Origin of the sequence: Serratia sp. CY76391 (assembly GCF_052166695.1) — a bacterium.
GTDB classification, from domain to species: Bacteria; Pseudomonadota; Gammaproteobacteria; order Enterobacterales; family Enterobacteriaceae; genus Serratia; species Serratia nematodiphila.
This window is the reverse complement of record NZ_JBJNOJ010000002.1, coordinates 80,683-99,783: the sequence shown is the minus strand read 5'-3', so window position 1 is coordinate 99,783 and position 19,101 is coordinate 80,683. Positions and strand designations below refer to the sequence as shown.

General features: G+C 59.8%; 20 protein-coding genes. 10 read left to right on the top strand and 10 right to left on the bottom strand.

The genetic code is table 11. From position 1 onward, the window contains the following. Positions 1 to 87: 87 nt before the first annotated feature. Genes ACJ8PN_RS07695 through ACJ8PN_RS07675 form a run of 5 tightly spaced genes read left to right on the top strand, consistent with a single transcriptional unit; the run spans position 88 to position 5,341 of the window. Entirely contained in the window at positions 88 to 1,392 is a 1,305-nt protein-coding gene (locus ACJ8PN_RS07695; protein ID WP_171453994.1) for an MmgE/PrpD family protein, read from the top strand. 19 nt (positions 1,393 to 1,411) lie between these two features. Next, positions 1,412 to 2,749, top strand: coding sequence for an LLM class flavin-dependent oxidoreductase (locus tag ACJ8PN_RS07690; protein WP_048795820.1), 1,338 nt, complete (start codon positions 1,412 to 1,414; stop codon positions 2,747 to 2,749). Between the two features lie 17 nt (positions 2,750 to 2,766). Then, a complete protein-coding gene (locus tag ACJ8PN_RS07685) occupies positions 2,767 to 3,681 on the top strand; it encodes an ABC transporter substrate-binding protein (protein ID WP_033633086.1) in 915 nt (304 codons plus the stop codon). Beyond that, entirely contained in the window at positions 3,678 to 4,583 is a 906-nt protein-coding gene (locus ACJ8PN_RS07680) for an amino acid ABC transporter permease (protein ID WP_021504568.1), read from the top strand. Before ACJ8PN_RS07685 ends, ACJ8PN_RS07680 begins: the two co-directional genes overlap by 4 nt. Next, positions 4,580 to 5,341 (top strand): amino acid ABC transporter ATP-binding protein, encoded by a 762-nt coding sequence (locus ACJ8PN_RS07675; protein WP_171453993.1) that lies wholly within the window; start codon positions 4,580 to 4,582, stop codon positions 5,339 to 5,341. Before ACJ8PN_RS07680 ends, ACJ8PN_RS07675 begins: the two co-directional genes overlap by 4 nt. Before the next feature lie 39 nt (positions 5,342 to 5,380). Here ACJ8PN_RS07675 and ACJ8PN_RS07670 read toward each other — a convergent pair whose 3' ends face one another. The 3 genes from ACJ8PN_RS07670 to ACJ8PN_RS07660 all read right to left on the bottom strand — a co-directional run bounded on the left by ACJ8PN_RS07670 (position 5,381) and on the right by ACJ8PN_RS07660 (position 6,709). Beyond that, entirely contained in the window at positions 5,381 to 5,518 is a 138-nt protein-coding gene (locus tag ACJ8PN_RS07670; RefSeq protein ID WP_004940695.1) for an AcrZ family multidrug efflux pump-associated protein, read from the bottom strand. 193 nt (positions 5,519 to 5,711) lie between these two features. Next, positions 5,712 to 6,182, bottom strand: coding sequence for an Rrf2 family transcriptional regulator (locus tag ACJ8PN_RS07665; protein WP_004940698.1), 471 nt, complete (start codon positions 6,180 to 6,182; stop codon positions 5,712 to 5,714). 131 nt (positions 6,183 to 6,313) lie between these two features. Further along, positions 6,314 to 6,709: a DUF427 domain-containing protein gene (locus ACJ8PN_RS07660; RefSeq protein WP_442534779.1), complete on the bottom strand. Its 396-nt coding sequence runs from the start codon at positions 6,707 to 6,709 to the stop codon at positions 6,314 to 6,316. A gap of 230 nt (positions 6,710 to 6,939) precedes the next feature. Between ACJ8PN_RS07660 and osmB the strand changes: the two genes are divergently transcribed. Then, entirely contained in the window at positions 6,940 to 7,152 is a 213-nt protein-coding gene (gene osmB, locus ACJ8PN_RS07655; RefSeq protein ID WP_004940700.1) for an osmotically-inducible lipoprotein OsmB, read from the top strand. Between the two features lie 153 nt (positions 7,153 to 7,305). On the opposite strand, the gene ACJ8PN_RS07650 is transcribed toward osmB, so the two are convergent. Further along, entirely contained in the window at positions 7,306 to 8,931 is a 1,626-nt protein-coding gene (locus ACJ8PN_RS07650) for a methyl-accepting chemotaxis protein (RefSeq protein ID WP_442534778.1), read from the bottom strand. Positions 8,932 to 9,266: 335 nt separating this feature from the next. On the opposite strand from ACJ8PN_RS07650, the gene ACJ8PN_RS07645 reads away from it, so the two are divergent. Further along, positions 9,267 to 10,505 carry a hypothetical protein gene (locus tag ACJ8PN_RS07645; protein ID WP_351110055.1) on the top strand — a complete coding sequence of 413 codons (1,239 nt, stop codon included), beginning with the start codon at positions 9,267 to 9,269 and terminating at the stop codon, positions 10,503 to 10,505. A 46-nt stretch (positions 10,506 to 10,551) separates the two neighbouring features. Continuing rightward, positions 10,552 to 10,950, top strand: coding sequence for a hypothetical protein (locus ACJ8PN_RS07640; protein ID WP_021504564.1), 399 nt, complete (start codon positions 10,552 to 10,554; stop codon positions 10,948 to 10,950). A gap of 6 nt (positions 10,951 to 10,956) precedes the next feature. Here the strand turns inward: ACJ8PN_RS07640 and ACJ8PN_RS07635 are convergent, their stop codons facing one another. Then, positions 10,957 to 12,675, bottom strand: coding sequence for a penicillin-binding transpeptidase domain-containing protein (locus ACJ8PN_RS07635; protein ID WP_021504563.1), 1,719 nt, complete (start codon positions 12,673 to 12,675; stop codon positions 10,957 to 10,959). A gap of 107 nt (positions 12,676 to 12,782) precedes the next feature. Further along, positions 12,783 to 14,708 carry a penicillin-binding protein 2 gene (mrdA, locus tag ACJ8PN_RS07630; protein WP_171453989.1) on the bottom strand — a complete coding sequence of 642 codons (1,926 nt, stop codon included), beginning with the start codon at positions 14,706 to 14,708 and terminating at the stop codon, positions 12,783 to 12,785. A 294-nt stretch (positions 14,709 to 15,002) separates the two neighbouring features. Between mrdA and ACJ8PN_RS07625 the strand changes: the two genes are divergently transcribed. After that, positions 15,003 to 15,284: a YjcB family protein gene (locus ACJ8PN_RS07625; RefSeq protein ID WP_004940713.1), complete on the top strand. Its 282-nt coding sequence runs from the start codon at positions 15,003 to 15,005 to the stop codon at positions 15,282 to 15,284. Between the two features lie 37 nt (positions 15,285 to 15,321). Here the strand turns inward: ACJ8PN_RS07625 and ACJ8PN_RS07620 are convergent, their stop codons facing one another. Further along, positions 15,322 to 15,771 carry a MarR family winged helix-turn-helix transcriptional regulator gene (locus tag ACJ8PN_RS07620; protein ID WP_004940714.1) on the bottom strand — a complete coding sequence of 150 codons (450 nt, stop codon included), beginning with the start codon at positions 15,769 to 15,771 and terminating at the stop codon, positions 15,322 to 15,324. A 250-nt stretch (positions 15,772 to 16,021) separates the two neighbouring features. Here ACJ8PN_RS07620 and ACJ8PN_RS07615 point away from each other — a divergent pair, with 250 nt between their 5' ends. Beyond that, positions 16,022 to 17,221 carry a multidrug efflux MFS transporter gene (locus tag ACJ8PN_RS07615; protein WP_171453987.1) on the top strand — a complete coding sequence of 400 codons (1,200 nt, stop codon included), beginning with the start codon at positions 16,022 to 16,024 and terminating at the stop codon, positions 17,219 to 17,221. A 171-nt stretch (positions 17,222 to 17,392) separates the two neighbouring features. On the opposite strand, the gene ACJ8PN_RS07610 is transcribed toward ACJ8PN_RS07615, so the two are convergent. The 3 genes from ACJ8PN_RS07610 to ACJ8PN_RS07600 all read right to left on the bottom strand — a co-directional run bounded on the left by ACJ8PN_RS07610 (position 17,393) and on the right by ACJ8PN_RS07600 (position 19,090). Then, on the bottom strand, positions 17,393 to 17,884 hold the full coding sequence (locus tag ACJ8PN_RS07610; RefSeq protein ID WP_021504558.1) for a nuclear transport factor 2 family protein: 492 nt from the start codon (positions 17,882 to 17,884) through the stop codon (positions 17,393 to 17,395). A 9-nt stretch (positions 17,885 to 17,893) separates the two neighbouring features. After that, a complete protein-coding gene (locus ACJ8PN_RS07605) occupies positions 17,894 to 18,346 on the bottom strand; it encodes a MoaF-related domain-containing protein (RefSeq protein WP_015377823.1) in 453 nt (150 codons plus the stop codon). A gap of 309 nt (positions 18,347 to 18,655) precedes the next feature. After that, positions 18,656 to 19,090, bottom strand: a complete 435-nt coding sequence (locus ACJ8PN_RS07600; RefSeq protein ID WP_021504557.1) for a glyoxalase/bleomycin resistance/dioxygenase family protein — start codon at positions 19,088 to 19,090, stop codon at positions 18,656 to 18,658. Positions 19,091 to 19,101: the final 11 nt, after the last annotated feature.

The window sequence follows — 19,101 nt, the reverse complement described above, 5'->3', positions numbered from 1 at the left end:
CGTTCTTTCGGGACAACGAAAATCGCCACACAATACCTTTCACCCCGCACTCGTGCATAACCGTATATAAATTCAGGTGTTAACGCCTTGTCATTACCGATAACCGCCCAATTCGCCCATCTGATATTGAACAGCCAGCCGGATGAAACCGCCCTGTCAGCCGCTCGCCGCGGCGTGAAAGATTACTTCGCCTGCGCGCTGCCGATTGCCCGCGGGGCGTTGAGCGATGCCGGTCTGGCAGCGATCGGTAAGACGTTTCCGCCGAACGGCAGCGAGAACCGCGCACTGCGCTATGGCTATGTCAGCCACGCGTTGGACTTCGATGATTACCATCCTGCGCTGCGTGGCCATCCGAGCACCGTAGTGCTCTCAGCCCTGCTGGCGCTGAACGGTGAGAGTGACAATGTCACTGAGCTGTTAACCGCCTATGTCATCGGCGTAGAGGCCGCTGGCCGGCTGGGATTGGCCGCTGGCACGCAACATTACGTGCTGGGTTTTCACAGCACCGCCACCCTGGGCGCGGTCGCCGCCTGCGCCGCCGTGGCGCGTTATCTGCAGCTTGACCAGCGGCAGACGCAGATTGCTCTGGGCCTGGCGGCCACGCAGGCAGCGGGCCTGCGCAGCCAGTTCGGTTCGGCGGCCAAACCGCTGCACGCCGGGTTGGCGGCACGCAACGCGGTCAACGCCGCCCTGCTGGCTCAGGCCGGTTTCAACGGCCAACCGGAGGGCGTGCTGGACAGCCTGCTGACTTCCCACGGCGGCGGCCGGCAAAAACCGGAATGCCTGACCGCCGGCTGGGGCACGCCCTGGCGCATCCTGCAGCCGGGGCTGGAGTTCAAGCGGTACCCGACTTGCGGTGGCACTCACAGCGCGGCCGAGGCGGCGCTCGCCCTGCGCGCGCGGCTGCTGGCACAAGGCGACGCCCTTGCGGAGATCGCACAGGTTGAGGTCAGTTTTCCGCCCGGCGCAGATACTGCGCCCTTTATTCGCCAACCGGCCACCGGTGTGGAAGCGCGCTTTAGCCTCGAATACGTCATCGCCGATGCGCTATACCACGGCGAGATCCCGCTGACGCATTACGGCGAACAGCCTGTCGATGCGGCTATCGCCGCCCTGGCGGCAAAAGTTGAGCGCCATGCCGATCCCGCGGCCCCGCCGGACGCGCTCGATCCGGAGATGCGCTTCCATCGCCTGACCCTGACGCTGCAGGACGGAAGGCAAATAAGTGACATAGTCACAAGAAAGCAAACCGCCGCCCGGCCGACAGACCTCGACGCCAAGCTGCGCGCCATTCTGCAGCTGCTTCCGGGCCTCGAAGGCGAGAGCGTTATCCGCGACTGCGCGCTTATGTCCCCTGGCGCGCTGCCGCGACTGATTGCATTGTTAAATTAATAATAAAACAGGAATAATTATGAGTACTTCACCTTCAACACCATCGCGCCAACTCCGTCTCGGTCTGTTCGTTCAGGCGCTGGGGCACCACATCGGGGGATGGCGCGCAGAAGGCGCCAGCGGTTCACCGACCGATATCGACTGGTTCACCTGGATCGCAAAAAAAGCCGAAGAAGGCACCTTCGATATGTTCTTCGTCGGCGACGCGTTGGCAACCAGCGTGCACCGCCTGCCCTCGACGATGTCACGCCTGGAGCCGCTGACGCTGCTCGCAGCGCTGGCGGTCAACACCCGCCATATCGGGCTGGCAGCGACCGCCTCCACTACGTTCGATCAACCCTTCCACCTGGCACGCGCCATGGCCTCCATCGACCATATCAGCCACGGCCGCGCCGCCTGGAACGTGGTGACCTCTTTCTCCAGCGATGCGGCGCGCAACTTCAGCCGTGAAGATCTGCCGTCGCACGCCGAACGCTATGAAGTGGCGCGGGAATTCCTCGAGGCCAGCTACAAACTGTGGGACGGCTGGGAAAAAGACGCCATCGTGCGCGACAAGCAAAATGGCGTGTACGCCATCGACGAGAAAATCCACGCCGCCAACCATAAGGGCAAGCATTTCTCGGTGCAGGGCCCGCTGAACATTTCCCGCTCGCCGCAGGGACGGCCGGTGATCATTGAGGCCGGCTCTTCTCCGGCCGGTCAGCAGCTGGCGGCGGAAACCGCCGAAGTGGTGTTCACCGCCGCCGCCAGCCTGGAAGAAGGACAAGCTTTCTACCGCAGTCAGAAAAAATACGTGGCCGACGCCGGCCGCAACCCGGACCACCTGCTGATCCTGCCAGGTGTGATGCCGATTGTCGGGCGTACCAAAGAAGAAGCGCAGGAAACCTGGTATCAGCTGAATCAACTGGTGGATATCGATAACGGCATTGAGCAGCTGTCGGCGCGCTTTGGTTTCGATTTGAGCGATTATCCGCTGGACGGCCCGGTGCCGAACGTAGGCGCCACCGAAGGCGGCCAAAGCCGCGTGAAACTGCTGACCGATCTGGCCGCGCGGGAAAACCTGACGCTGCGCGAGCTGGCGGCCGTCGCGGCCGGTTCGCGCGGCCACCGCGTGGTAGTAGGCACCGCCGAAGAGATCGCCGACGACTTCCAGCTGTGGCTGGAACAGCAAGGCGCAGACGGCTTCAACATCATGCCGGCGGTATTGCCCAACCAGCTGGAACTGTTCGTCGAGCTGGTGATCCCGGAGCTGCGTCGCCGTGGCCTGTTCCGTGAAGAGTATCAGCATGCAACCCTGCGTGAAAACCTGGGTCTGCCGGAGCCGGCAATCAACTTCGCTAACGTAAAATCGGCTTAATCCGCAGGGAAATCATGATGAAAACCACATTCAAACGCACCGTACTGTCCCTGCTGTTGGCTTCCTCCACGCTGGCGCCGTTGGCAGCCGGCCATGCCGCTGAAGGCGATGTTCCCTTCAAGGCGGCGGTGAAAGCTGCCGCCGATCCGGCGCTGCACGACAGCCTGCCTGAAGCGATCAAAAAGGCCGGCTATATCGTTGCCGGCACCAACCCGAACACCCCGCCGACCACCTTTTACCAGGCGGACAACAAAACGCTGGCCGGGCGTGAAATCGACGTGATGAGCGCGATTGCCGATCGCCTGGGCGTGGCGATCCACTGGAAGGACACCGGCGGCTTCGACAACATCATCCCCGGCCTGAAGTCCGGCCGTTATGACGTCGCGCTGGCCAACATTGACGCCAACAAAAAGCGCTTCCAGCAGGTAGACTTCGTCGGTTATTACCACGCTTCCAAGCTGGCCTTGATCGCCCGCAAAGACGCTGCGCCAGGCCCTTACACCGAGCTGGCACAGCTGTGCGGCCAGACCGTCGGCGCCGGCGCAGGCACCTCGCAGATCACCCGCCTGCAGCAGGCCAGCGATCAATGCGTCGCCGCCGGCAAGCCGGCCATCACCATGCCGATCTTCCCGGACCGCCCGGCCGGGGTGCAAGCGGTGATCAGCGGCCGCGTACCGATGTTTTTCGGCCCGTATGAAGGGTTGCGCTACCAGGCCACCCACGTTAAACCGCTGACGCTGGCCGGTGATATCAACATTGACGGCACCACGGTGGCCATTGCCCTGCCGAAAGGCTCCGAACTGGTGAAACCGGTGCAGGCGGCGCTGAATTCTCTGATCGCCGACGGCAGTTACCAGAAAATCCTCGACGGCTGGGATATCGGTTTTGGTGCAGTGAAAACCGCCGGCATCAATGAAGAGATCGCCAAATGAGTGGGCAACACCCAGTCGACGACGCGGAACTGAGCATCGTCGGCCATCGGCATTACGGGCGCTGGCTCAGCGCCCTGGTTGTGCTGTTGATCGTCGGCGTTATCATCAATTCCATGCTGCACAACCCGCGCTTTGAATGGGCGGTGGTGGCGGAAAACCTTACCGAGGCTTCCATCCTCAACGGCGTGCTCATGACGCTTAAGCTGACGGTGATTTCGGTGGTTTTCGGCTTCGCCGGTGGCGTGCTGCTGGCGCTGATGCGCCTGTCGGCCAACCCGGTATTGGTTGCGGTAAGCTGGTTCTATACCTGGTTCTTCCGTGCGGTGCCGATGCTGGTGCAGCTGTTCCTGTGGTACAACATCGCCGCGCTTTATCCGCGCATCAGCCTGTGGATCCCGTTTCTTGGCGAAGTCGCCAGCGCGCCGACCAATACCCTTATCAGCACCTTCAGCGCGGCGGTGATCGCGCTGGTGATGCATCAGTCGGCCTATGCGGCGGAGATCGTGCGCGCAGGCATCCAAAGCGTCGGCAGCGGCCAGCTGGAAGCCGCCAAAGCGCTGGGATACCGTCGTGGGCAAATCCTGTGGCGCGTGGTATTGCCGCAGGCGATGCGCACCATCCTGCCGCCGGCGGGCAATGAGGTGATCGGGCAGTTGAAAACCACCGCGGTGGTGTCGGTGATTGCCCTGCAGGACGTGCTGTATTCGGCGCAGATTATTTACCAACGCACCTACGAGGTCATACCGCTGCTGCTGGTCGCCACCCTGTGGTATCTGGCCATGACTTCGATTCTGTCGATTGGCCAATACTACGTGGAGCGCTATTTTGGCCGCGGCACGCAGGCAACGCGCCGCGGCGGGTTCTTCCTCAACCGCAAAGCCCCTCAGGGAGGTGAACAATGAGCGCATCCATCCACATCAACCGGGTGCGGAAATCCTTTTCCGGCACCGAAGTGTTGAAAAACATCAGTCTGACCATCCCGGCAGGCTCGGTGACGGTGATCCTCGGCCCTTCAGGCTCCGGCAAATCCACCCTGTTGCGCTGCATCAACCACCTGGAAAAGCTGGACGGCGGCACCATTCGCGTTGGCGAACAGCTGATCGGCTATCGTCAAAAAGGCCGGCATCTGTACGAGCTGAAAGAAGCCGAGGTGGCCGAACAGCGTAAAAGCATCGGCATGGTATTTCAGCAGTTCAACTTGTTTGCGCACCGCACCGTGTTGCAAAACGTCAGCGACGCGCCGCTGCGGGTGAAAAAGGAAAAAAAAGCCGAGGTGCAGGAACGGGCGAAGCAGCTGCTGGCCCGCGTCGGGCTGGAACATCGCATCAACGCCTGGCCGCGAGAACTGTCCGGCGGCCAGCAACAGCGCGTCGCCATCGCCCGCGCGCTGGCGATGAACCCGCAGGTGTTACTGTTTGATGAACCGACCTCCGCCCTCGATCCTGAATTGGTTGGCGAAGTGCTGCAGGTGATGAAAGACTTGGCGCATTCGGGCATGACCATGGTGGTGGTCACGCACGAAATCGGCTTCGCCCGCGAAGTGGCCGACCAGATTGTCTTTATGGATCAAGGAAAGGTGGTTGAAACGGGCAGCGTGCAGCAGGTTCTGGATGCGCCGGGACATGAGAGGACGCGCAACTTCCTGGCGACGGTATTGTAGTCCTGCGTCAGGGGGCGTTGCGTCCCCTGACGTTCAAATTCAGCCGTTATTTTTGCGGCCGATAGCGGAAAAGACGTTGAACACTTCACCCAAGCCGTAAATCGCGCCGAGCAAGACGGCCACCATTACCGGCACCAGGACCACCACGGTGGCCAAGCTTTCAAGCATTTCTAACATCGTTCTCTCCTGGTTTATAAGCACAGCGAATCTGCGCCGGAAGAAAAGGTTTCCGGCCAATCGATCGATTATCGTGGGGAGGCAGTCTAAAACGTGAGCCACATCACACTTGATGCGAGCTAATGTAACTTACACAATTACATTAACGCAATGCAAAAAATGCTCTGCGGGAAGACGGAATTGGCGTGGGTTTTTATTGCGTATCCGCTTGATATTGCGCTGAACAAGGTACGAAAGGATAGCCGGCTTGCCGCTCGACCTGCCCGGCCATTTCGGCGATGCTGGTTTGCGCCAGGCTGGCCTCCAGCGCGTGACCAACGCGCGCAAACTCTTGCTCCAGCACCGGGGTAATCGCGTGGCCGATATAACACGCATCGTTAGGCCGGGCGCGGTGCAGCATGAAATAGGGTTGATCCTCCACCGCGCGATACACGTCCAGCAGCGAGATCGCTTCTGCCGGCCGCGCCAGCAGCGCCCCGCCGCCTTGCCCCATCTGCGAATAGGTCAGCCCGGCCTCCGCCAGCGCGCCGAGGATCCGCCGCACCACCGTCGGGTTGGTGTTGACGCTGCGCGCGATATCTTCGGAACGCACCGTCTGGCCACGACACAGCGTGATGTTGGTCAGAATATGGATGGCAACGGCAAATCGCGTAGAGGTAGACACCTTGGCACCTGCTCAGAGTTTCGTTTATGTCGGATTAAAACATAAGGAAAGCGTATCAGTTTCCAGTAATACACATAATGAGTAGGGATAAGCGGAATGTCAACCTGCCCCCGCCCGGCGGCGGCGGCAGGTCAGGCTTCAGTACTGATTTCTGTCACTTTGTCGGGATAAAATGCCAGATAATTCTTGATCGCCACCACGGCGTTGTAAGGCATTTCATAGCTCCAGGCCGTATTGGCCCCCTGTGCGCCGTTCAGCGCGAAGGTGAAATAACTGCAGTCACCCTTATACGGGCAGTAGCTGACGTGCTCGTTTTTCTGCAACAGCGCCATCTTCACGTCCTCACGCGGAAAGTAAAACACCGGCGGATAGGTGGCTTCCTGCAGGATGAGCGCATTGCGACTGTCGGCCAGGGTTTTCCCGGCAGCACGCACCACGACCCGCGTCGGATGACGAGTCAAGGTGATCGGGTGATCCGGGCCGGGGATTTTCACCGGTTTGCCGGACGCGGAAACGAGATCGGACATGGCGGCCTCCAGAGTGTGTGCCCCGCCCCCGCGAGGCGTCTTCCCAGTATAGACCAGCGGTTTTGTCGGTGGCCGCACATTCGGCGAGCAATCGCTTTTCACCGCCGCAAAATTAAGAATTTTTACCTGTTCGATTTTCTTTCGGAGGAATACATTCATCCCAACTTCTACCGGTGGGTTAATCGGATTATTTTTAATCCATTAATCAGCCAATTTACCAGGAACTCATTATGAATATTAAACGTGCCGCAGGTGTGTTGGTGGTGGTGATGGCAACGCTTTCCGTTACCGCATGTGGGCATATGTCCAATCGCGATCGCAACACGGCGATCGGCGCGGGCGTCGGCGCGGTCGGCGGCGCAGTGCTGACCGACGGCAGCACGCTGGGCACCCTCGGCGGCGCAGCGCTGGGCGGCATTATCGGCCACCAGACCAGCCGTTAATCCTCCCGTTAAAATAATCTCTGCAGGCCGGCGTTTTTTTAATCCATAAGCGCCGGCCTGTTTTTATTTATCGAAATAACGTCCCTCAGCACAGGGAAATAATGAATAACATTAAGCGCAGCTTTATTATTCATTAACCCGCGTCAGGGTTATTTATTGCACCGGCAGCCTGAAGCGCGCCATCGCTTTATCCAATCGTTCCGACTCCCCCTGCAGCAACTGCGAAGCCTCGGTCACCGCGCTCACCACGGCGCCGGTTTGCTGCGCCACCTGATTCAGCGCGGTGATGCGCGCCGTCACGTCCTGAATGCTCTCCCCTTGATTGAACGACGCCAGCGAGATTTCCCCCATCAGCGCACTACATTTGTTCACCAGATCGATAATTTTGCGCAGGTTGCCCGTCAGCCGTTCGACCGCCTGCGAACCTTGATCGATTTGCTGCAATGAGCGACCGATCAACTGCTGAATATCGCGCGTCGAATGGCTGCTCTTTTGCGCCAGCAAGCCCACTTCTTTAGCCACGATGGCGAAACCGCGGCCGTGAACGCCGGCGTGCGCGGCCTCGATCGCCGCATTCAACGCCAGAATATGGGTCTGAAACGCCACGCTGTCGATCAGCGCGACAATGCCGCGCATCTCGGCCGATTGGTTGACGATCCCGTGCATCGAAACATTGACGGTTTGCATCATCTGCTCACCGGCGCCGGCGCACTGCCGGGCCTGTTCGGTTCGTTGGCTGGCCTGCTGCGCGTATTGGCCGTTTTCTTCCACCCGCGCCGCCAACTGCTGCACGTGCTCGGTCGCCAACTGCAATTCACCGTTCTGCTTCGCCGACTGTGCCGTCAACTGTCGATTGCCGTCCGCCAGCCGCTCGACGCCGTTCAGGATCCCGCTCGCCGCATCGCGCACCTCGCTTACCAGGCGCTGCAGACCGCCCTGCATGTGGCCAATGCTGGTTTGCAGCTGACGCATCTCGCGGTTCAACGCCCGCTCAGGCGGCAGCGGCCGCGAAAGATCGCCGGCGGCCAGCACGTTGAGGTGGACAATTGCCCGCTGCAGCGGTGCTATCACCCAGCGGGCGACGCCGAACCACACCCCCACGGCGATCAGCACCAGCGCGGCCAATGCGCCAAGCGCAAAGGTATTGGCCTGCTCCAGCGCCGCCAATTGCCGCACGTTGACGTCATTGCCATGCTGTTCGTTCAGCGCCTGATAAGCGAGGTACTTTTCGTTGAAATCCGCCTGAAACGCCTGGATCGGCACGGCGAAAAACGCATCGATGCTGGCGCTGCTTTGCAACCCTTGCGCCTGTTCCTTCAGGCCGTCATAGAACAGGCGATAACTGTCTTTCAGGGCGCCCGCCGCTTCGGGCGCAACCGCGCTCAAGCGCTCGAACCGGGCAAAGGCCTGCTTTGAAGCCTCCAACGCCGCCAACGATTCATCCAGCAGGCTATGCCAACTGCCGTCGGAGCCGGTGACTTTGTCCTGCAGATAATAGATGCCCGCACGGTTCAGGGTGTCGCTGGCCGTCAGCAGCGACAGTCTGGCGCGATCCATCGTCGCCTGCTGGCGATGCAACCCGTCTCCCGTCACCAGGTTAACCTTGGCGTCGTGCAGAATAGTGGAAATAAATACGGTGGAAAACAATTGCAGCAGAGAAAATAGCGCAATAACGCAAATTACGCCGCCTAATAAGCCCATGCTCTTGCCGATGCCAAACGCGTGCGGCAGCGCTGCCGCAGGTTTTACCCGGCGGCCAAGTGTCAGTTTTATGTTCATGATTTTTAGTCAGTAATGCCAGAATGCCGCGAGTCTAACGCGCATTTATGACACGACTATTTCAGCCTGCTTTGTGTCGCCCCCGCAAACCAGGGCGACCCAATAATCGGAATTTCTCGTCAACGCTCATTTTTATTTCTTGACTTGTTCAATACCGGATTTATAGTTTTCCCATTAAACAAGAAACAAAGTTTCATATATTAACCGGAAATGAATTTAATATATGAAACGCACAATGAAACGTCTCAAATATAAAACAAACGAGCAACAGCGCCTTATTCACAGGTAACCCCCGCTCGTCTTAATAAAAACAAAACATTCACCAGGGGCCAGGCATGCGCAAGATCATCCTTTGTTTTTTTCTTGTTTCACCAGTGAGTTACGCGACTACCGTCGCATTACCCAGCGACGCTGCTGCCACCGTGGCGCCGGTAAAAAAAAACCGCCCGGCCTTTCCGCATATTCATTGGCAAAGCGAGGATAATAAAAAGAATATTGATATCGGCGGCGCGCTGCGCGCCAATTATCGCTATGAAGACTGGCACAGCAGCAATTATCGGCATCCGCCGCATTTACGCTTTGACGCCTTTCGCATCGATGCCGCCGGTCAGGTCAACGACGCGTTTTTCGATAGTGGCTTCTGGTTTCAGGATCGGCGCAAATACGCCATCGACCGCGCCTATGTCGGCTACCACCTGTCTGAGCGCGCCACCGTGCAGCTGGGCGCGCCGTTCAAACCGTTCGGCCTGATGCCCTATCCGCAGTTCGGCTGGTCGTACGGCATTCCGTTTTACCTCGGCTTTGGCGTCAACACCGGGCTCGGCGCCAAATACCAATACCAACGGGGCGATTGGGCCTTTGACGCCGCCTACTACCCGCGCATGATGCCGACCGGCGTGCGTTACGCCCCCGACGTCGCCAGCTACGACGATCTGAAGAACACCAACTTTGCCTCACAGCATCTGCAGCGCAACGAAAAACGCGATCAGGTAAACCTGCGGCTGACGCGGGCTTTCCACCAGGGCGGCTGGGACAATGAGCTCGGCGGTTCGCTGGCGGCCTCGCGGCTCTACAACCAGGCGACCGGCGATAACGGCAGCTTCTGGGCGGCGGGCCTGCATACGCTGGTGAATCGGGATGCCTGGCATCTGTCCGGCCAGGTGATCCGCTACGGTTACGACGCCAAAGGCCCGGCCGGCGCCAGCAATTCGGTGATCCTGATGGGCGGCAACGGCCTGACGCCGGCCTATCTGATCCCGTCGCAGGCCACCACTGCCGCCATCAACCTGGCGCGCGACGTCGAGGTGCCCTGGGGGCCGGTGAAAAAGCTGCGCTTCTACAACGACTACAGCGTGCTCTGGAAGGACAGGCACGGCGGCTCCGACTCCAAAATGAATACGCTCGGGGTGCAGGTGTTCGCCATGCCGGTGATGCTGTGGGTGGATCTGACCTGGGCGCAGAACGCCAACCCGTGGGGTGGCGTGGAAAACGCCACCGGCTGGACCGGCACCCAGTCCTCCGGCAGCAATAAATGGTATTTTCGCACCAACGTAAACATCGGTTACTACTTCTGAGCGCGGCGGGATCTACACTGAAGTATTGCCGTCAACCGGAGAAATCATGATGCTGAGCGCGCAAACGCTGCATGTCGCCATCAACCGCCCCTGTGACGAGGTGTACGCCTTTCTCAGCCGCCCGGAAAACTTCCCGTTGTGGGCCAAAGGATTAGCCAATAGCTTACGGCGAGAAGGGGAAGATTGGATGGCGGAGACCCCGCAGGGGCGGATCCGCATTCGATTTAGCGCGCCCAATGCCTTCGGCGTGCTGGATCATTGGGTGACGCTGCCGGACGGCGGCGTAGTCTACGTGCCGCTGCGCGCACTCGCCAACCGACAAGGCGCCGAGGTGATCTTCACCCTGTTCCGCCAGCCGGACATGGACGACGCGCTGTTCGCCCGCGACGTCGGGCTGGTGAACGCCGATCTGCAGGCGCTGAAGCGCCTGCTGGAATCGCGCTAATCCCCCTTACCCCTTGACCGACGACACCACGTTAAGCGGCTGGGCATCCGGCAGAATATTCATGTGCTCCAGCACCTGGGCCATGATCTTGCCGAACACCGGCCCGGCCACCGAACCGCCGAAGTGCTTGCCGGCTTTCGGGTTGTTGACCATCACCACCAGCGCCACCTGCGGATCGCTGGCCGGCGCCACGCCGGCGGTGTAGTTGATGTAGCCGCCGTCGTATTTGCCGCTCGGGCCCATTTTCTCGGCGGTACCGGTTTTGATCGCCAGCCGGTAGCCCGGCACTGCGGCGCTCACCCCGCTGCCGCCCGGCAAGGCGTCGCTCTCCATCATATGCACCACGGCCCGAACCGTATCCGCCGGCAGAATACGTTGCCCCATCACCGGCGGCGTCACCTTGGTGATCGACAGCGGCCGATAAATGCCGAAGGAACCGATCGCGGCATACTCGCGCGCCATCTGCAGCGGCGTCACGCGCAGCCCATAGCCGAAGGAGAAGGTAGCACGTTCGATATCGGCCCAGCGTTCGCGATGCTGCGGCAGGTAGCCGCTGCTCTCGTTGCCGATGCCGAGCTCGGTCGGTCGCCCCAGGCCAAAGCTGCGGTAGACCGCCGGCAGCACCGTGGCCGGCAGCGCCAGCGCAATGTGCGATACCGCGATGTCGCTCGATTTTTGCAGCACGCCGGTGATGGTCAGTTTCGACCAATGGCCGACGTCTTTGATCAGGTGACCGTTCACCCGATACGGCGTGGTGTCCAGCACCGTATCCGGCCGGATCAGCTTATGCTCCAGCCCCACCATTACCACCACCGGTTTCACCGTCGAGCCCGGTTCGAAGCTGTCGCTGCTACACACGTTGCGAATATCCTTCGCCGGGGTGCTGCCATAGTTGTTCGGGTTGAACGACGGGTAGCTGGCCATGCCGAGGACCTCGCCGGTGTCGATCTTGACCAGCACCGCACAGCCGGAGTCGGCCTGGTTAGCCACCACGCCGTCGCGGATCTGCGCATAGAGCACGTACTGAATAAATTTATCGATGCTGAGCGTCACGTTCGGCGGCGGCACCGGATCCACGCTTTTAAGCACGCCGATCACCGCGCCGCTGCCGTCCTTCTGATAGACCCGCAGGCCGTTTTTGCCCTGCAGCAGCGGGTTGAAACCCAGCTCAATACCCTCCAGCCCCTGATTGTCCTGGCCGACGATGCCGATCAGCCCGGCGGCGTCCTGGCCCATCGGATAAAAGCGGCTGAAATCCTGCTCGGTGCTGACGCCGGTCAGGTGCAGCTTACTGATGTAGGCGGCGTTATCGTCCTCTACCTTGCGCGCCAGATAAACGAAGCGTTTGCGCGCGTTGCTCTGGATCAGGTGCTGGATGTCCGCCAGCGGGATCTTCAGCACGTTGGCCATGCTCTGCCAGCGTTCGTTGCCGGTATCGGTCTGGGTATCGAGAATATGCTTCGGATCCAGCACGATGTCTTTGGACGACACGCTGACCGCCAGCGCCTCATCGTTACGATCGGTGATCATGGCGCGGTTGGTCGGCACCACCTGGGTGCGGATCGAACGCTGGTCAGCCTGATTGGCCAACTGCTGGTGTTCCAGCAGTTGCAGGTAGCCGACCCTGAACGCCAACAGAAAAAAACAGACCAGCATGCCGGCGCAGATCCAGCCGAAACGAACTGTGGAATAGGTTTTACCGCTCTTTTTGGTCGATGGCGCCACTGTTGTGTTAACCCTACGTTTTTATTCAGTTTATGGTGTTATTTCAGTCTACCTTGCCGGAAATGGTCAGGAGATTGCAGTTTGTAAGAAAGTAAAAACAAACCGCATCACCGTTGCACATCCGCGCTGTCGTTTAACTGCGGTTTACTTTGCGGCGTATCTCCGGGCTGTGGCGCGTTGGCCGGGTCAAAAATGTGGTCGAGGATCGCGCGCGCGGTCGGCCCCGCCACCACGCCGTCGCCACCGCCGTTTTCCAGGATCAGCGCCATCGCCACCCGGGGATTTTTGTAGGGCGCAAACAGCGTATAAAAGATGTGATCGCGCAGCCGCACCGGGATCATTTTGGCGTTGTAAGTCTGGTTTTGCTTCAGGCTGAACACTTGCGAGGTGCCGGATTTGGCGGCGATCTGATACGGCGCGGTGTGGAACAGCTTGTAACCGGTGCCGTTCGGCAAGTTGGCCATGCCGTACATGCCGTTGCGCACGATGCCCCAGTAAGGCGAATTGGGATCGCCGATCTGCGCCGTTTGCGCCGGCGGCTGGTAGCGCGTCACCCGGTTGCCCTGCTGCAGCGAATACAACAGATGCGGCGTTTTCACCCGGCCGTTGTTGAGCAGCGTGCTCAAGGCTTTCACCATCTGGATCGGCGTCGCCACCCAATACCCCTGGCCGATGCCCACCGAGACCGTATCCCCCTGATACCAGCCCTTTTTGTGCACCTTCAGCTTCCAGTCGCGGCTCGGCAGCACGCCGCGGTACTCTTCGTTCAGATCGATGCCGGTCGACTGGCCGTAGCCGAACTGGCTCAGCCAGTGGTGAATGCGATCGATGCCCATCTCATAGGCCACCTGATAAAAGAAGGTATCGGCGGACTCTTCAATCGCTTTGGTGACGTTGAGCATGCCGTGGCCGGTTTTCAGCCAGTCGCGGTAGCGCCGCTCGGTGCCGGGCAGCGTCCAGGTCGGCGCGCCGAAAAAGGTGGTGGTAGGTGTGATCACCCCGGCGAACAGCGCCGAAACGGCCATGTAGGGCTTCACCGTGGAAGCCGGCGGGTACAACCCCTGGGTAACGCGGTTGATGAGCGGCAGATCCGGGTTGCCCAGCAGCGCCTTATAGGCCTGATAGCCGATGCCTTTGACGAAGGGATTGGGATCGTAACTGGGGCTGGAGACCATCGCCAGAATGCCACCGTCGCGCGGATCTTCCACCACCACCGCGGCGCGTTGCCCCTTCAGCACCGATTCGATGTACTGCTGCAGCGGCAGATCCAGCGTCAGGTAAATGTTTTTGCCGGCCTTCGGCGGCTGTTCCTTCAGCAAGCGGATCACCCGCCCATGGTTATCCACCTCCACCTCCTGATAGCCGGTGGTGCCGTGCAGTTCGGATTCGTAATAGGCCTCGATACCCTGTTTGCCGATGTTGCGGTCGGCGGCATAGTTTTCGCTCAGGCCGGCCTTGTCCAGGCGCTTGAGATCGCTGTCGTTGATCTTCGACACATAGCCCAGCACGTGCGCCAGCTGGGCGCCGTAAGGATATTCACGCTGCTGATAGGTATCGATGGTCACCCCGTCGAAACGGTATTGATTGACGGCAAAGCGCGCCACCTCAGTGTCACTCAGCCCGGTTTTTAGCGTCACCGGCTTGTAGCGGCTGTTGTGGTGCATATCGTCGCGAAACGCGCTGATGTCTTCCGGCGTCAGATCGACGATCGGCGTCAGCGCCTGCAGCAGCGCCGCCATGTCGGTGATTTTGCTGGGCGTGATTTCGACACGATACAGTGTCACGTTTCGCACCAGCGGAGTGCCGTTGCGATCGAAGATTAACCCGCGGCTGGGGGCGAGCGGCAGCATCTTGATGTCGTTCTGGTTGGAACGCGTCTGGTAAAAGCCGTGCTGGCGGATTTGCAGCCGGTAGAGGTTAACGATCAGCGCGCCGAAACAGGCCACCACCAGCGCCAGCGCTACGCCTGCCCGGCGGATAAACAGCCTCTCTTCCGCAGAGTGGTCGCGAATTTTTTCTTTTAACAGGGCCATGCGGTGCCGATACCTTTTGCGTCACATTTCCCCGCAAAATCAGGGAACTGAAAAGCCGGCAAGCATAGCGTTATCGGGCGCGCCGCCCCATGAAAAGGTTGCTAATGAAATGGCATAACTGTTTCAGCATATTGGAATGTTACCGGCGGCGATTTTTTCACCGCGCGCCCCATTGAGCCGCCGTTCACCCCAATGCTACAATGTGATCTGAATCACATTATTCCCGTTATTCCCCCGCATTTCCCTGTCGGCGCCCTGCCGGATGCGGCTTTTTGTTACATAGGATCGAGTTCGATGAGTACCATTGCCACCGGTTTAGTCATGATGCGCTGGGAGTTGCTGAGCGCCGTGATGATGTTCTTCGCCAGCCAGTTAAACGTCGTTTGCCGTAAAACCAGCCGCAACGGCATGGCGTTCATGTTCAGCAGCCTGGGCCTGTTTACCGCCTGCTGGTTCGTGATGGGCCTGATGGGCATCCACCTCACCCTGGAAGCCTTCACCCAATTCTGGTCATCGGCCTGGGATCGCTACGTGGACGTCGTCAGCACCATGCCGGCCGATTGGCCGATGCCGTAACCTCGCTGCACGGGCGGCGCATCTGCCGCCCCGCCGATTATTCCGCGTCCGTTGACGGCGCCGCCGCCAGCCGCGCCATCAACGCCCCCGCTTCGATCAGCTGCGCCTGTTCTTGCTCCGTTAAACAGCTTTCCATCGCCGCCAGCAGCCACGCCTCGCGCCGGCTGCGGCTTTGCTGCAACAGGCCCAGACCGGCGGGCGTCAGGCGCACCCGCACCCGGCGTTTGTCTTCGGCATCCGGCGTGCGCACCAGCAGCCCATCGGCCTCCAGCTCGCGCAAGGCGGCCGCCAGGTTAGAGGAACGCATGCGCTCCGACTCCGCCAGCAGCGACGGCGTCGCCTCGCCGCCGTGGCGATCGATAGCTCCCAGCAGCATCAGCTGGGCCCAGGACTTTTCGTCGCTGCGCGACTCGCGCCGCAAACGGCGCACCAGCGACATTAACTGCGTGCGCAGCAGCGTCACGTCTTCAGGATGATCTTTTTTCATTGGCGTCAATCTAGCGTTCAGTTTATCCCTGCTTTCACACCGCCGGATCGCGCAGTGCCCTGCCTGGCTCCAGCGCCGCTCTGGCTTAACCTGGTTACCTATGATAATATAGCTATTAATATATAGCAAAAAGACACTGCATCGGCAGGGTTACCTTTGCTCACGCATTTGCCCCTCGCCGATTAATTTGCAGTGTTATTATTATTTTGCTTAACAAATCCCTCCAAATTCAACGTGGTACGACAAGTCGATGGAAGCATGGAAAGTCAATCTGATCTCGGTCTGGCTCGGGTGTTTCTTCACCGGGCTGGCGATGAGCCAAATCCTCCCTTTTCTGCCGCTGTACGTCGAACAGCTCGGCGTCAGCGATCATCAATCCCTCAGCCTGTGGTCCGGACTGGTGTTCAGCGGCACCTTTTTGGTCTCGGCGGTGGTGTCGCCGCTGTGGGGCAGCCTCGCCGACCGCAAAGGCCGCAAGCTGATGCTGCTGCGCGCCTCGCTGGGTATGGCGATCGTCATCGCCCTGCAGGGGCTGGCCACCAACGTCTGGCAGCTGTTCGCGCTGCGCGCCCTGATGGGGCTGACGTCCGGCTATATTCCCAACGCCATGGCGCTGGTCGCCTCGCAGGCGCCGCGCGATAAAAGCGGCTGGGCGCTGGGCACGCTCTCTACCGGGCAGATCTCCGGCGTGATCGCCGGGCCGCTGCTGGGCGGGCTGATGGCCGACCATCTGGGGCTGCGGGTGGTGTTTTTCGTCACCGCCGGGCTGATGTTCGTCAGCTTCCTGGTGACGCTGTTCCTGATTAAAGAACGGCGCATCACGGTAAAAAAAGCGGATCAGCTGAGCGGCAAGGCGGTATTCCGTTCGCTGCCTTATCCAACGCTGATCGTCACGCTGTTCGTTTGTACCCTGATGATCCAGCTGGCTAACTCCTCCATCAGCCCGATCCTGACGCTGTTCATCCGCGAGCTGTCGGGCGACGTCAGCAATATCGCCTTTGTCAGCGGCATGATCGCCGCCGTGCCCGGCATTGCGGCGCTGATCTCGGCGCCACGCCTCGGGCGGCTCGGCGATCGCATCGGCACCGCGCGCATCCTGATCGCTGCGCTGCTGTTCACCACCGGCCTGTTCGCCGTGATGGCCTGGGTGAATACGCCGCTGCAGCTGGGCATTCTGCGCTTCCTGCTGGGGTTCGCCGACGGCGCGCTGATGCCGGCGGTGCAGGCGCTGCTGCTGAAGTATTCCTCCGATCAGGTGACCGGGCGCATCTTCGGCTATAACCAATCCTTTATGTACCTGGGCAACGTGGTTGGCCCGCTGCTGGGATCGGGCATTTCGGCGATGATGGGGTTCCGCTGGGTGTTCGCCGTCACGGCGATATTGGTGCTTTGCAATGCGCTGCAGCTGCGGCATCAGTTCAAAAAAGTGGAAAATCAACGCGCGGGATAACGAGGAATGTGGGGAAACGCCTCAAGCAGTGGCGGGACAATGACGCCCATCAACCGTGCCACCACTGCCAAAGGCGGCCGTAGCCTACTCGACGCGGCGGTCATTTCCTATTTATGTAAGTAAATAAAGTGTTACGGGCATGTAGAGGGCCGCCGCAGCGGCCCTTGCGGATCAGAACATGGTATTGTCGTTGGCCGATTTTTCCGGCACATCCTGATTGACGTCCCAATGCTCGGTGATTTTACCCTGATCGTTCACCCGATAAATATCCACGCTGGCGGTGCCGCGATCCTGCGGGTTATTTTGGTATTGGACGTGAACGTAGACCAGATCGCCGTTGACCGCGCTGCGGTATATTTTGGCGCTGTACTGCGGATTGTCTTTGAAGGTCTGGCTGAAGAAATCCAGAAACGGCTTGATGCCGTCGCCGACGAACGGGTTATGCTGCTTGTAGTTCTCCACAATCAGCTTTTGCGCCACGCTGATGTCATGACGGTTGAAAAAGCCCGCATACAGATCTTCCACCACCTTCAGCTTCTGCTGGGCATGATGATAACCGCCCTTGCCGGCCGATTTGTAAGACGCCGCCTGATCCGTTGACAGCGCCGGGTAACTCGCCAGCAAACCGCCGACGATCGCACAGGTGATCAATGCCTTTTTCATAACTGCTCCTTAGTTTCCTGAGTGACCTACGATTTTCAGCTGCCCTTTCAGATGGGTGAAGCTGCCGTCCCTGGCGGCGATGTTGGTGTACACCTCGCCGCGCTCAAAGTCCTCGACATGCGTCACGTTGTCGCCGGACTGCGGTTCATGCCAATAAACCATGTAGACCTTCGGCCGAATCTCCACCGCGGTGTACTGCACGGTATCGGTGATGCCCTGCGACGCTTCGCCGATACCGGTGAAGGTCATGGTCTTGTCATCGGTAAAATCCAGCTTGAAGGCGAAATCGCCGAAGGTCACCTGCACCACTTTACCGACCGCAATAAACTGCCCGTGTTTTTCCGTCATCGTCGCCGCCTTACTGTTTGTCAGGGTGGTTTGCGCCGCCAAAGCGGCAGGCAATGCCAGGGGGAAAGTCAGGGCTATCGCCAGCGCGATGCCCGTTCGTTTCACTGTTTTCATCGTTCCTTCTCCTTTCCGTGGTTGAAAACGAGAATCATTATTATTTCTTAACGGTTGGCGGAAATATAAGAATAATCTCTATTCCTATCAGGCACCTGGCGGCGAAAAAAGCGGGCGAAAAATCGCCGTAAAATGGCATAGCAATAGCGCGTTCTGGCCATTGGTTTTTACGCAATGAACGGAATTACTGCTTTCAGGAAGGGAAACCACTCGGGGATTTGATGGGTCTATAGCGCAGATCGCTTTAAGCTAATGCGTATTTATTCTTAAGCCGCCCGCCGCAGGGAAACGGCGGCGAACGGCCTGCGTTTAACGCAGCCAGGGCGTATAGGTGACGCCAACCAGCAACCCTTCCGGGCTGAGCAAACGGGTAACGCTTTGCCCCCACGGCTCTTCACGATTGGCGACCAGCAGCCGATAACCACGATCGACCAGCCCCTGGGTGGCGGCCGCCATGTCGGCCACGTCGAACTCGATCCATGCCTGCGGCACCGCGAGATCCGCCGGCCAGCGATCGTCGCCAAAGCAGGACTGCGCCGCCTGCGCCAGCGGCCACAGGGCGAAGTGCTTCACCCCGTCCAGCGCGCCCTGCTCGGCCAGCAGATAGGTTTCGTTGCCCGGCATCGGCTTGAGCGGCAACCCCAGCGCCTCGACATAAAACGCCTTGCTCTCGTCGCTCTCACGCGTGATCGGCCCGAATCCGGCGACAAACAACACGCCCAGCCCGGCAAATGGTTGATCCATGCTTGCACTCC